The following is a 13,022-nucleotide window of genomic DNA, read 5'->3' as shown; positions in this document are numbered from 1 at the left end:
CGGATCGTCGGCCGGGTCCCGCGTCTTTCGACAATCTACGCGTCGGCGCGTCGCGCGCGATCGACCTCGGCGGCGCGGGTCAGGGCGCTCCGAAGCAGATCGGCCCACGGCTGATCCGCGTGGGCCGGATCAGCGCGCAGCGAGTCGACTCACAGCGCGCCGAGATCGGTGTTGGCGCCGCAGAGCACGACGACCGGCCGCTCCCCCGGCGCGGGTGTGTACGCGCCGCTCTGGATCGCGGCCAGGGCGCTGGCGCCCGCCAGCTCGACGACGATCCGGAATTCGCGCCACAGGTACTCGCGGGCCGCGGTGATCGCCTCCTCGGTGACCAGCAGCGAGGGCACGTCGTAGCGCCGCGCGATGTCGAGGGCGATCTCGCCGACCCGGGTCGCGCCGAGCAAGTCCAAGCCGACGCCGGGACCGCCGACGTCGACGGTCCGATTGGCGAGCAATGCCGCGTGCAGCGCGGGCATGCCGACCGGCTCGACGCCAACCACCTGCCGACGGCGACCGAGCGCCGCGGCGATGCCCGCGACGAGTCCGCCGCCGCCGACCGCGACGAGCACCGGCGGCTTGCCGCGCACTTGGTCTTCGAGTTCCAGGCCGACCACCCCGGCCCCCGCGACCACGGCGGGCAGGTCGTAGGCGTGTAGCTGCAACGCGCCGCGTTCGGCCGCCAGCTCGGTGGCATGCCGGGCAGCCTCCGCGTAAGTCGTTCCGTGCCAGAGCACTTCGGCGCCGTGCGACCACATCGCCGCCACCTTGGTGTGCGGCGCGGATTCCGGCACCACCACCGTGCACGCCTTGCCCAGCCAGGCGGCGGCCAGCGCGGCGGCGATGCCCGCGTTGCCCGCGGAGGCGATGACCACCTGATCGGTCCGCGCGGTCGAGGTGAGCAGCGCGTTGAGCGTGCCTCGGACCTTGAAAGTGCCGCCGTGCTGGAGGTATTCGAGCTTCAGCGTGACCGGCACCGGACCGGTCGGACCGGCCACCGACGTGTGGAAGACCGGCGTCTTCCTGATCCGCCCCAGCGTCCGGCGGCGCGCGGCGCGCACATCGGAGCGATACACCCGTCGGCAGTCTTCGGCCACCGCGACCGCACCCCTGTCGTTACCTGTCAAGACCGCACTCCGCGGTCGCACAACCGGGCCGAACCCGGCGGCGCGGCCTCACTCACTTACGCACCTCTCCGTCACGTTTCGCCAGTTCGGCGAACATGGCATTGTGGGCGGCCAGCTCCGCGTCGTTGTCGCGGTCGGCGGCGCGGTCGATGCGCTTTGCAGTCCGTTCGTCGCTGCGCGACCACTGGATGAGCAGCGCCAGCATCACCACGACCAACGGCACCTCGCCGCTCGCCCAGGCAAGGCTACCGCCGGTGCGCTGATCGCCGAGCAGGTCGCTGTTCCAGCCCAGGTCGAGGCTGCGGAAGAACCAGCCGCCCATGACCGTCGTCATGCTCATCAGCGCGACGCCGAAGAACGCGTGGAACGGCAGCGAGCCGAACACCATGCCCAGCTTGGTGAGCGGTTCCACCTGGCGCGGTTTCGGATCGATGCCGATCACGACCCAGTAGAAGAGGTAGCCGCTGAGCAGGAAGTGGAGGTTCATCAGCAGGTGCGCGGCGTGCGAGTCGACGAAGGTGTCGTAGATGCCGCCCATGTACAGCGCGTAGAAGCCTGCGACGAAGATCACCGACGCCACGATCGGATGGGTCAGGAAACGGGACACCGGATTGTGCACGGCGGCCAGAATCCATTCGCGCGGCCCCGGCACGCCGGTGCGTCCGGCGGGTGGCAGCGCGCGCAACGCCAACGTCACCGCGCCGCCGAGGGCGAACAGAATCGGCGCGAGCATGGACAGCGCCATGTGCTGACCCATGTGCACGCTGAACACCGCGGGCGAATACCGCCCGACCCCCGACGACGTCGCGAGCAGCAACAGCGCGCAGGCCGACAGCCACGCGATGGTCCGCCCGACCGGCCACGAATCGCCGCGGTTGCGCAGCCGCCGCACGCCGAGCAGGTACACCACCGCCAGCACGATCGCCGCCGTGCCGAAGATCAGGTCGAAACGCCAGTCGAACAGCAGCCGCGCGACCGTCGGCGGGCCTGCGAGGTCGTAGCCGAGCTCGACCTCGGCGGGCGTCGGAACGGTCGCGGGCGGTGGCGGCGGAGTGCGGCCGAGACCGACCGCCAGACCCATGGTGGCCGCGAAGACCAGCGCCTCGACCGCGCCGAAACGCAGCAGCGCGGCGCGGTCGCGCGGGTTCGCCGCGAGGGCGGGCACGGTCGCGCGGCGCTGGAACCAGCCGATGACGCCGAGCACGAGCAACGCCGCCGCTTTCGCGAGGACAAGCCGCCCGTAGGTGCTGGTGAACAGCTCGTCGAACGGCACACGGACCCACGAGTTGATCACGCCGCTGACGCCGATCACCACGAACGCGATGGTCGCCAGGAACGAGAACCGGCGGACCGCGACATCGGTGTGCGCGCCGGAGCGCATCGCGTGCGCGAGGACGGCGAACAGACCGCCCACCCAGACCGCCGCCGACACCAAGTGCAGGATCAGGCTGTTGGTCGCGACGTCGTGCGAGCCACCCGAGGACGAGTGGCCGGTCAGCGCGAGCGGCATCATGGTCACGATCGCGCCGCCGAACAGCAGCGGCGTCCAACCCCAGCGCAGCGCGAGGCGGCAACCGATCGCGACGATCAGCGCGAACACCACCGTGGTCCGCCAGGCCTCGGCCAGCTCCACCTGCGCGACGGCGCGCCACAGCTGTTCCGGACGCCAGATGTCGCTGGCGGGCTGGCCCGTCGTGTCCGACACCGTCAGCGGGACGAGCAGTGCGGCGCAGCACGCCCAGATCACCGCGAAATTCGACGCCCGCCGCAGCGCGCGATACCCGCCCACGTCCAGCAACCCGTCGGACTGCGGCGGTACCAGGAACGCGGCGAACAACAGCGAGCCGACGGTCAGCGCCGCGAACAGATCGGCCAGCGCGCGGAGCGCGGGCAGACCGTAGGTGGTCAGCGGGCCGGGATCCGGAATGCCGAGCAGACTCAGGGCCTGCGCCGCCGAGAGACCGACGACCAGCGCCGCGACGACGGCAGCGATGGCTCCCGCGAACGCGGTCACGGCGGCGAAACCGCGCGCCGCATCCGCCCGCGGGACGTCCGGCTCAGCGGGTGCGAGGGTCGGGTCCTGCGGTGACGACATACGACTCAGCGTAGTTGGGTACGTACCCCCGGGTTCGCTCCGGCCATGCTCGCGGCTGTCCACTGGCGTCGCCCGGGCAACGCGCGCTACGTGTGTCTCCGCGGCGACGCTCGGCGCACGTTCGCCAGGCGTTGCCCGTGCAACGCTCGCTACGTGTGTCTCCGCGCGGCGAAGCTCGGCGCACGTTCGGGAGGCCGACGAACCATCGAACCGCTCCCCGGCGAATTTCGCCCGGCCCGCGCCGCGAAGCGCGTATAAGGTAGGCGCGGATCAGGGAGGTGAGATGTCGGTCGTGCTGATCGCCGTGGTAGCGCTGTTCTTCGCCGCCATGGGCGTTTACGGACTGCTTCGCCCGAGTCAGCTGGCCGACACCGTCGGCCTGCTCGCCGATCGGGCCGACGCGCACGCCGAGGTGCGCGCGGTCTACGGCGGCTTCGGCATCGCGGTGGCGGTGGTCCTCGGCCTGGCCGCCGCCGATATCGGCGACCTCAGATTCGGCGTGTGCGTCGCGGTGGCCGCCGCGTTGGGCGGGATGGCGTTCGGCCGGATCTGGTCGTCGTTCACCGGGCGCGCGTCCGCCTTCTATCCGGTCTGGTTCTACTTCGTCGTCGAAGTGACCTTGGCCACCCTGCTCGGCGTCGCTGTCCTGCTCGACTGAGGTAGACGGAATGTTGCTGACGGTAAGAATCTAGTTTCCTGGACGGTCGCTATACTTTCCGTGCTGGACAGCACGGCCAATGTCGGCCATGGTGGAAACCGCTGCCTCCGTAGCTCAGTTGGATAGAGCAAGGGCCTTCTAATCCCTAGGTCGCAGGTTCGATTCCTGCCGGGGGCGCTCACATGGGCACCCTGTGGCCCGCACGCCGATGTGGGTCACAGGGTTGTTACCCGAACCGCGCGGCGGTCAAACAAGGACACTCGTCCGCAACCAGGAACTGTCGTCGGTGCTCGATCTGCGGGGGCGCCGCCTCCGTGGACACAGCCGTCGAGGCGTTGGACACCGTGACCGGTGCGAGTTCGGCTTCCCTCACCCATTCCAGCAGCATCGCGCGACCGCGCGGATCCGCAGTAGTCACGTGGGATTCGTTCGTGCACCCGGCGTGGGGAGCACCCCACAGCCCGCGGCATCCGAGCATCCGTTGACAGGCAAGTGAAGACTTGCCTATTGTCGGCCTGTGGGCGATATCTTCAAGGCCCTCGCCGATCCGACCCGGCGGACCATTCTCGACGAGCTGACCGAGCACGACGGTCAGACGCTGTTCGAACTGTGCGTACGCCTGACGAGTCGACATCAGCTGAGCCTGAGCCGACAGGGCGTATCGCAGCATCTGGCCGTGCTGGAGGAGGCCGGGCTGATCACTACGCGCAAGCAGGGGCGGTACAAGTTCCACCACATCGACACCACTCCCTTGGCCGCCATCCTCGAGCGGTGGCCGGTCACCAGGAAAGGAATAAGGCCGTGAGGATCTACATCACCAGCGTGTTCGTCGACGACCAACAGAAGGCCCTCGACTTCTACACCGACGTGCTCGGCTTCACCAAGAAGCACGACATTCCGCTCGGCGAGGCCCGGTGGTTGACGGTGGTCTCACCGGAGGACCCCGAGGGCGCGGAACTCCTGCTGGAGCCGGACAAGCACCCCGCGGTCGGGCCGTACAAGGAAGGCCTTGTCGCCGATGGCATTCCGGCCGCCTCGTTCCAGGTCAGCGACGTGCGGGCGGAGTACGAGCGGCTGCGCGGGCTCGGGGTCACGTTCACGCAGGAACCGCTGGAGGCGGGGCCGGTGACCACGGCGGTCTTCGACGACACCTGCGGGAACCTGATCCAGATCGTCACCCCGGCCTGACGTTTCGTCGCACGCCTCACCCGCGCCGGGGCGGGATCGCCGAGCGGTCGGGCGATGACCGTATCCAGCCCTCGGGAGGTGCCGCCGCACCCGGCGGCACCTGGACCCAGCTTTGCTTCAGCCCGACGGCAGCCTCCGCGGACGCCGGGCTGGTGTGCCGCTGACCGGGTGTCGGATCAGCGTGGCTTGGCCGCGGCGCGCACGGGATCGGGGAGGGCGACGGCATCCGGACGCTGGTCGAGCCGGAAGACGCACTTCGTCCCGGTGTAGATGCTCGGCATGCACAGGTTGCAGTGGGTGCACGCCGATCGGGCCGCTTCGTCGGATTGGATGCGGCGCAGCAGGTTCGGCTCGCGCAGGAGGGCACGGCCCATGGCGACGAACTCGAAACCCTCGTGCATGGCCAGCCGCATGGTGTCGAGGTTGGTGATGCCGCCGAGCAGGATCAGCGGCATGGCGAGTTCGCGGCGGAACTGGCGGGCCCGTTCGAGGAGGTACGCCTCGCGGTAGGGGTACTCGCGCAGGAAACCGCGACCGACCATGCGGAAGCCCCAGCGAGCCGGTCCGGGAAGGACTTTCGCGAATTCGTGGCGGGGTGCGTCGCCGTGGAACAGCAGCATCGGGTTGAGCAGGGAGCTTCCGGCCGTCAGTTCCAGGGCGTCCAGCGCGCCGTCCGCCTCCAGCCACGCGGCGACCTGGAGCGATTCCGGCACCGTGAGGCCGCCGCGGACCCCGTCCTCCATGTTCAGCTTCGCCGTGACCGCGAGACGGCCGCCAACGGCTTCGGCCACCGCGCAAGCGATTTCGCGGACGAACCGGGCGCGGTTAGCCGCCGACCCGCCGTAGCGGTCCTTCCGCCGGTTCAGCAGAGGGCTCAGGAAGGAGCTCGCCAGGTAGTTGTGCCCGAAGTGGATTTCCACCGCGTCGAATCCCGCTCGCTCGGCCAATCTCGCGGCGTCCGCGTGAGCCGTGACGAGCTCGCGAATCTGGGGCTCGTCGGGCACTTTCATCGGCCGCATGCCGAGCGGGCTGAACATGCGGCTCGGCGCGAGCGCGGGCAACCGGTTGGAGGCGGCGTTGGCCACCGGTCCGGCATGCCCGATCTGCGCGCTCGCCGCCGCGCCCTCGGCGTGCACCGCGTCGGTCAACCTCCGCAGTCCCGGCAGCGCTTCCTCGCGCATCCAGATCTGGTGCCGATCGGTGCGACCGCCCGGCGCGACCGCGCAGTAGGCCACGGTGGTCATACCGACACCGCCCGCCGCGGTCTCGCGGTGGAAGTCGATGAGTTCGTCGGTGACCAGGGCGTCGGGCGTGCGCCCTTCGAAGGTCGCGGCCTTGATCACCCTGTTGCGCAAGGTGATCGGGCCAAGCGTGGCCGGTGCGAATACCTCGGTCATCGCGAGCCTCCTTCCGGGGCGGCGAGTCCGGCGACCACGAAGTCCCGCAAGGTGGCGACCGCGGATGCCGACAGGTCCCGGTCTCCCGCCCCGAACGACATGATGATGAGGTCGAAAGCAAACGACCAGCGTCGCCTGCTTTCCGGCTCCGCGAGTTCGGGAAGCAGGCCGACCCACGAGTCCATCCGGAACCACGGCTGCTGCCACAGCAGGGGATGGCGGCCGAGCACCAACTGGGCGAGCAGGCGCAGGTGCAGGCGGCCAGCCGGATCGGCGGCGAGTTCGACGAACGGCTCGATCACCGCGTCGACGATCTCGGACACCGAACCGCGCTCGGCGCTCACCGCGGCGAGGCGGTCGGCCCACAGTGGTCCGAGGCGCTCCTCGAGCAGCGCCACGACCAGGGCTTCCTTCGATCCGAAGTGGTAGTGCACGGCGGCGGGGTTGGCGCCCGCCTCCACGCAGATCGCCCGTACCGACACGTCCTCGTAGCGGTCGGTCAGCAACAAACGCTCGGCCGCGGCGAGCAGCCGTTCGCGGGTGACCGCGGAAACTTTCTGAGCCATGGAGGGAGTCAACCACGTTTCAATCGTCGATTCAATCACTGATTGAAATAGCCGCGACGGCAGCCGAGAGTCATGGGATGAAACTCGCGCCGCGTCGGTGTGTCGCCCCGATCCATACGGTTACCGATGGTTTGCTGACTTCGCACGAGCTGGTTCCAGTCCATCTGATGCGAAGGGAGCGAGTCGATGCTTCGGTATTTCCACCCCGCCGCCGCGCTCTGCTGCGCGGCACTGATCACCCTGGCCCCCGCCGCGACCGCGGCGCCGCAGGCCGACCCCGCCCGAGACGCGCGCGGCAACCAGTCGGCGACCCCGGCTGTCTCGGCCGGAGTGGATCTGATCATGGCTTCGGCGCGCCTCGGGATGAAGACGCTGGCGCTGACCATCGTTCCGATCCACCAGTTCCCGTCGTTCGACGCCATCATCACGCGGGAGAGCGGCTGGAATGTGTTCGCGGTCAACCCGACCAGCGGCGCCTACGGCCTGGGCCAGGCGCTGCCGCCGGAGAAGATGGCCACGCACGGGCTCGATTGGCCGTTCAATCCCGCCACCCAGCTCCGCTGGACCTACGACTACATGGTCGCCCGCTATGGAAGTCCCGACGCCGCATGGGCGTTCTGGCAGCGGAACCACTGGTACTGACGTACCGCGTCAATCCTCGACCGCGAGCGCCTGCCGCATCGTCAACCGTCCCTGCGTCTGCATCAGCGAACGCCGGTAGATCTTCTCCGCGACCAGGACGATGCCGTAGATCCCCACGGCCATCAGCAGCAACGACACGAACGGCTCCCACCAGGCTGCCGTGCCCTCGGCCAATCGGCTCGGCATGGCGACGATCGACACCACGGGGACATAGGACGCGATGACCCGCCACGTGCCGGTCAGGAAGATTCCCGCGAACAGCACGATCATGATCAGCATCGACATCGGCATGGCGGTCGATTGCAGATCCTCACTGCGCGTCGCGAGCGCACCCGCGACCGCCCAGAAGCTCGCCAGCGCGAGGAAGCCCACCACGAAGAAGACGATGAACCAGCCCGCCGCGCCCGCGATCCTGGCGACCTGATCGCCCCTGCCGATCACCTGCAACCCGATCAGTCCCGCCCCGACGAACAGCGCGAGCTGCGCGAACGCCATCACGGTATTGCCCATCACCTTGCCGATCAGCAACTGCCGCAACGGAATCGCGCTCGCCAGGATCTCCACGACGCGGTTCTGCTTCTCCTCGACCACGCTCTGCGCGATGGCCATGCCGAACAGGAACGACGCCATGTAGAAGAGGAACGCGAAGACGAAACTCACGATGTTCGCGAGACCCGGATCGACCGCGGATTCCTCCAGCAGGTCGTAGGACACCACGCCGCCGCGACCCAACTCTTCCATGCTCAGACCCGCGGCGGCGGCATTGCGCTGCACCGCCAACTGCTGCGCGGCGGCGGTGAGATAGGTTGCGGCATCGTCGTTCTGCGCTGTATCGCCGACGAGGCGCCACCCGCCCTGGTCGGCCGCGACCAAACCGACCTCGACATCCTCGTCGCGCACCTGCTGCTCGACGGCCGCCGAATCGGTCTGCGGGCGTGCGGTGAAGGTGATCTTCTTGTCCGCGCTCGCCGCCAAAGCGTTGGCGGTCTCGATGATTCGATCGGCGCCTGTGCCGACGACTGCGACGTCGATCTCGTCGGTGCGGTTGCTCATGAACCCGCTGATGGCCAGGGACACGATGATCACGACGATGGTGATCGCCGTAGATACCAAGAAGTTTCGGTCGCGCAGCTTCACCGCGATCTCTCGCGCGGCCACGATCCGCCATACCCCGCGCGGGGCGAAATCAGTGCTCATGCCTGCGCCTCGCTGACGCTCGGCTCCGGCATGCGCACGGCGCGCTGGCACATGATTCGTTCACTTCGTTCACTCATGCCGTCACCTCCCGGTAGATCTCCGACACCGAAGGCCGCACTTCGGCAAGTTCGCGCACCGGACCGCGGGCCAGCGCCTCGCCGAGCAGCGCTTCGGTTGTGGCGCCGTCGAGTTCGAGCAGGACGCTGGAGCCGTTCGTTTGCAGCACCCGCACGCCCGCGAACGTGTGCACCCAGCCGGGGTCGCCGCCGAGCGAGAGCCGATAGCGCGTGGAACCGGTGGAGCGCAGCTCGTCCACCGAGCCCTGCCCGACGACCCGCCCGGACGCGAGGATCACCAGCCGGTCGCACAACCGCTCCACGAGATCCAGCTGGTGCGAGGAGAACAGGACGGGCACGTCGCGGTCCGCGTACTCGCGCAACAGGTCGGCCATCGAGTCGACGGCGGCCGGATCGAGCCCGGAAAACGGCTCGTCCAGGATCAGCAGCGACGGCTCCGCGATCACCGCCGCCGCGATCTGCACCCGCTGCTGGTTGCCCAGCGAGAGGGATTCCAGCTTGTCCTTGGCGCGGCCGCCGAGATCGAAGCGCTCCAGCAGTTCTTTCGCGCGCCGCCGGGCGTCGGCGGCCGACTGCCCGCGCAGCCTGGCCAGGTAGACGAGCTGATCGAACACCGGCTGCTTCGGGTACAGGCCGCGCTCCTCGGGCATGTAGCCGAACGACCGGCGATCCGCGGCGGTCACCGGCCTGCCCTGCCAGCGCAGTTCCCCGCCGTGCAGCGCGAGCACGCCCATGATCATCCGCATGGTGGTGGTCTTGCCCGCGCCGTTGCCGCCGACGAATCCGGTCAGCGCGCCGGGCATCACGGTGAACGACACGTCGTCCACCGCGACCGTGCCCCCGAATCGGCGCACCAGGTGCGCGACTTCCAACATCGAACTCCCCTGTCCTCAGCCGTTCCAACCACCCTAGCGGCGGGTCGGGCCATCCGAGGCCGGGACAGTCACCGGTGCCGCACACCCGAGGCGTGGTCGTCGTCGGGCGGGGGCATCTGGGCCGACCAGCCACAAGGCATGCCGCAGTACGCCACGATCTCCGTAGCCACCGTGTCGTCACCGCGGCGACGCTCGATGGAGGACGCCTCGGCAGGGTAACCGCAGTTCGGACATTTGCCGAAATAGTCGAGGACCGCGCGGATTCGCACGCGCTCGGGCAGCTCGATGCGAAGGTGGACCGCCGCGTGGTCGTTCGGAGAATCCTTGGCTGTGGACATTGGTCCTCCGTGGTGTGCGTCGAATCAGCCCCGCGGCACGGGCAGCGGAATGACGATGCCGAACGGGAGGGTGATGGCAGGGGGTGGGCCAGCGGGTGCCGGGAGTTGCGGCACAGGCTCTGGCAAGTTCGACCCGGGTGCGACAGCAGGAACCGGTCCGGGGTCCGAGAGGTCCGACTCGGGCGCGGCGGAAGAGTCTGGTCCAGGCTCGGACTCCGGAAGAGCCGACTGCGGGACATCTTGTGGTTTCGGCTCGTCGTACGGTTGGCCGCCGGTTTGCGGATGCGGGTCCTCCGATGTGCAGGGCATTCCCGGCCGCACCGGTGGGGCTTCTGGCTGGATGGGCTCGACTGCAGTGCCGCCGTAGGACCGGCCGGGCGCGAGCAGGCGGCCGCCGGGTTCGCCGGGTCGCGGCATCGGAGCTGGAACCACCACCTGCTCACAGGGATTAGGCTGCGGCTGCGGGCAGAAGATCCCGCACGGAATCGGCGGTAGGCCAGGGATGGTGATCATCACCTGGGTCGGCGCCGGGGCCACGGGGACTTCGGTGGCAGGCGCCGGTTCCAGCGGGATCGTCGGCGGCGCGGTGGTGTCGACGGCGACCATTTCCGGACCCGACCGGATCACGGGCGCCGACCCCGGCGGAATCAATCCCGGATCGATCGTGACACGCGCCGGAGCGCCGCCGGTGCGATAGGCCGCCGACCAGCTCAGCACGTCGCTCGCGTACGACAGCGAGTTGTTGTACCGCAGCACGGCACGCAATTCCTGCGCCGGATCGCGCAAGTCCGACCCACCCGAACACAGGTACTTGCCCGCGGCCAACGACGCGTCGAACACGTTGTGCGGGTCCGCGACTCCGTCGCCGTTGCCGTCCGTCGCGTACGAGCTCCAAGTGCTCGGCAGGAATTGCATCGGCCCCATCGCGCGCACATATCCGCCGTCGGCGGCCTTGATGATCTCGTTGCCCGGCACACTTCCGTCCAACGCGGGGCCGAAGATCGGCGACACCGTCGTCCCCGCGGCGTCGGTGCGACCGTTTCCGGCGTGGGCGGACTCGATCCGCCCGATCCCGGCGAGCAGATTCCACGTCAACCCGCATTCGGGCATCGAGGACTCCAGCGCCAACTCGGCATTGCGGTAGGCCGCCAACACGATCTCCGGTATGCCCAGCGATCCGCCGGTGTTCGGCAGCGAAATGTCTTGGAGTGAGACAGAACTGGCGATCGCCGGAGTCATGGCGCGTAGCCTGCGTGGCGCGTCCGGTGCCACCGGAAGCAGGCCGACGGTCCGCGCGAGTACGTCCTCGTCGCCTTTTGGCACCGAGCCTTCCCGCGCACCGGCCAGTATTGCTTCCGGAGCTTCGGGTGGAGCACTCGAACCGCTCGAGTACGTCGCCGATCCCGTGACGACCAGTCCGGCGACGGCCAGCGCCGATGCGGTCAATGGAGCGGATACACGCATTCGGCCCTACCAATCCTCTTCCACGCCGGAGAGCGGCTGTGCTGCTTCGGCGCTCGATCGGTGGGGCCGCTTCCTCCCCGCCGACCCAGGTCACCGACGTTCCTCACTCCCCTAACGAATGAAGAACTGTCATTAACATACAGCATCATTCACCGACGCCAAAGCACAATTCGTCGAAGACCATGTAATTACTTATGGACTGCGGTGTGCGTCCGCCCGTACCGCCCCCGCCAGCTGGAGCCGTTCGTCACCCGCCGATGGTCACCAGTCGACGAGGCCCAGTTCGTGCAGTTTGCGGAAGACGAGCATCGAGCCGGGAGCGACGTGGTCCATTGCCGCGTATTCGCGGACGGTGAAGTAGCGGAGTTCGGCGATTTCGCCGCTGGGGTGCGGGTCGCCGTCGAGTTCGGCGGTGAAGCAGGTCATGTGGAGTCGCGTGCCGGGCGCGTGGCCGTAGGCCTCGGCGTGGAAGACGCCGAGTTCGGTGTAGGTGGCGACGCCGACGCCGAGTTCCTCGCGGACCTCGCGATGCAGCGCCGCGACGGGCGTCTCCCCCGCGTCGATCTTGCCGCCCGCCATGTAGAAAACGTCCTTGCCGATGGACCGAGCCTGCAGCAGACGCCGATTCCGGACATGAGCCAACGCAGCTGTGCGAATCACCGGCCCACCCTACTGAGCGGAACGGGCCGCCGGTCAACCCGATATCGGGCACCGTCCGGCACGTCACGACTGGCTTCGGCCGCTGCTGCCCGACCATCGAGCGGCCGCCCGGCGCGGCACGACCGGGCTTCGGCCACTGCTGCCCGACCATCGAGCGGCCGCCCGGCGCTGATGCTCGACTATCGAGCGGCTACCCGGCGCATCACAACAGGCTTCAGCCACAGCCGCTCGACCAACGAGTGGCCGCCCAGCGCGCCACGACACCCTTCGGCCGCTGCCGCCCGACCAACCAGCGGCCACCCAGCGCGCCACGACAGGCTTCAGCCACTGCTGCCCGACTATCGAGCGGCCACCCGGCGCATCACGACCGGGCTTCGGCCACAGCCGCTCGACCAACGCGCGGCCACCCGACGCATCACGACCGGGCTTCGACCGCTGCCGCCCGACCAACCAGCGGCCACCCCGCACGCCACGACCGGTCATCGACCACTGCTGCTCAGCTCGGGCGACTGTCCGGCGCGTCACTCGGGCGCCGCTGCTGCTGCACGATTGTCGAACGGCCGCCCAGCGCGGCACGACCGGGCATCGGCCGCTGTTGCTCGGCTATCGGGCTGCCGCCTGGCGCGTCATGACCGGGCGTCGGGCGCTGTGCTCGATCCGTAGGTGCCACGGCTAATGGAGCCGACGGCTGGTGCCGCCAGATGAACCCCCTTGTGCGGGCGCGTGATGTTCTACAGTCGGCTC

At 69.0% G+C, this 13,022-nt stretch carries 13 protein-coding genes and 1 tRNA gene; 5 read left to right on the top strand and 9 right to left on the bottom strand.

Annotated elements, in window-relative coordinates:
• Positions 1 to 149: 149 nt before the first annotated feature.
• Positions 150 to 1,121, bottom strand: coding sequence for a serine/threonine dehydratase (locus CRP45_RS15475; protein ID WP_245910159.1), 972 nt, complete (start codon positions 1,119 to 1,121; stop codon positions 150 to 152).
• A gap of 52 nt (positions 1,122 to 1,173) precedes the next feature.
• Complete coding sequence (locus CRP45_RS15470) at positions 1,174 to 3,216, bottom strand: bifunctional copper resistance protein CopD/cytochrome c oxidase assembly protein (RefSeq protein WP_097245664.1); 2,043 nt, start codon at positions 3,214 to 3,216, stop codon at positions 1,174 to 1,176.
• Positions 3,217 to 3,499: 283 nt separating this feature from the next.
• Here CRP45_RS15470 and CRP45_RS15465 point away from each other — a divergent pair, with 283 nt between their 5' ends.
• The 4 genes from CRP45_RS15465 to CRP45_RS15450 all read left to right on the top strand — a co-directional run bounded on the left by CRP45_RS15465 (position 3,500) and on the right by CRP45_RS15450 (position 5,062).
• A complete protein-coding gene (locus CRP45_RS15465; RefSeq protein ID WP_067787549.1) occupies positions 3,500 to 3,874 on the top strand; it encodes a DUF4345 family protein in 375 nt (124 codons plus the stop codon).
• 103 nt (positions 3,875 to 3,977) lie between these two features.
• Positions 3,978 to 4,051: transfer RNA gene (locus tag CRP45_RS15460), tRNA-Arg, on the top strand.
• Positions 4,052 to 4,391: 340 nt separating this feature from the next.
• Complete coding sequence (locus CRP45_RS15455) at positions 4,392 to 4,679, top strand: ArsR/SmtB family transcription factor (RefSeq protein WP_097245663.1); 288 nt, start codon at positions 4,392 to 4,394, stop codon at positions 4,677 to 4,679.
• Entirely contained in the window at positions 4,676 to 5,062 is a 387-nt protein-coding gene (locus tag CRP45_RS15450) for a VOC family protein (RefSeq protein WP_067787571.1), read from the top strand. Before CRP45_RS15455 ends, CRP45_RS15450 begins: the two co-directional genes overlap by 4 nt.
• 176 nt (positions 5,063 to 5,238) lie before the next feature.
• Here the strand turns inward: CRP45_RS15450 and CRP45_RS15445 are convergent, their stop codons facing one another.
• Complete coding sequence (locus tag CRP45_RS15445) at positions 5,239 to 6,459, bottom strand: NADH:flavin oxidoreductase (RefSeq protein WP_097245662.1); 1,221 nt, start codon at positions 6,457 to 6,459, stop codon at positions 5,239 to 5,241.
• The gene (locus CRP45_RS15440) at positions 6,456 to 7,025 is read right to left on the bottom strand and encodes a TetR family transcriptional regulator (RefSeq protein ID WP_067787553.1); all 570 of its coding nucleotides are present in this window, start codon (positions 7,023 to 7,025) and stop codon (positions 6,456 to 6,458) included. Before CRP45_RS15440 ends, CRP45_RS15445 begins: the two co-directional genes overlap by 4 nt.
• Before the next feature lie 186 nt (positions 7,026 to 7,211).
• Here CRP45_RS15440 and CRP45_RS15435 point away from each other — a divergent pair, with 186 nt between their 5' ends.
• Positions 7,212 to 7,667, top strand: coding sequence for an aggregation-promoting factor C-terminal-like domain-containing protein (locus CRP45_RS15435; protein WP_067787555.1), 456 nt, complete (start codon positions 7,212 to 7,214; stop codon positions 7,665 to 7,667).
• Between the two features lie 9 nt (positions 7,668 to 7,676).
• On the opposite strand, the gene CRP45_RS15430 is transcribed toward CRP45_RS15435, so the two are convergent.
• The 5 genes from CRP45_RS15430 to CRP45_RS15410 all read right to left on the bottom strand — a co-directional run bounded on the left by CRP45_RS15430 (position 7,677) and on the right by CRP45_RS15410 (position 12,278).
• Positions 7,677 to 8,864, bottom strand: coding sequence for an ABC transporter permease (locus CRP45_RS15430; RefSeq protein WP_097245661.1), 1,188 nt, complete (start codon positions 8,862 to 8,864; stop codon positions 7,677 to 7,679).
• Positions 8,865 to 8,937: 73 nt separating this feature from the next.
• Positions 8,938 to 9,816: an ABC transporter ATP-binding protein gene (locus tag CRP45_RS15425; protein ID WP_097245660.1), complete on the bottom strand. Its 879-nt coding sequence runs from the start codon at positions 9,814 to 9,816 to the stop codon at positions 8,938 to 8,940.
• Positions 9,817 to 9,884: 68 nt separating this feature from the next.
• On the bottom strand, positions 9,885 to 10,154 hold the full coding sequence (locus tag CRP45_RS15420; protein ID WP_097245659.1) for a hypothetical protein: 270 nt from the start codon (positions 10,152 to 10,154) through the stop codon (positions 9,885 to 9,887).
• Between the two features lie 24 nt (positions 10,155 to 10,178).
• The gene (locus tag CRP45_RS15415) at positions 10,179 to 11,618 is read right to left on the bottom strand and encodes a lytic transglycosylase domain-containing protein (RefSeq protein ID WP_097245658.1); all 1,440 of its coding nucleotides are present in this window, start codon (positions 11,616 to 11,618) and stop codon (positions 10,179 to 10,181) included.
• Positions 11,619 to 11,879: 261 nt separating this feature from the next.
• Positions 11,880 to 12,278, bottom strand: a complete 399-nt coding sequence (locus CRP45_RS15410; protein ID WP_097245657.1) for an NUDIX hydrolase — start codon at positions 12,276 to 12,278, stop codon at positions 11,880 to 11,882.
• Positions 12,279 to 13,022: the final 744 nt, after the last annotated feature.

The sequence above is a fragment of the Nocardia amikacinitolerans genome (assembly GCF_900215415.1).
In the GTDB taxonomy this organism is placed as follows: Bacteria; Actinomycetota; Actinomycetes; order Mycobacteriales; family Mycobacteriaceae; genus Nocardia; species Nocardia amikacinitolerans.
This window is presented reverse-complemented; position numbering and strand designations above follow the sequence as displayed.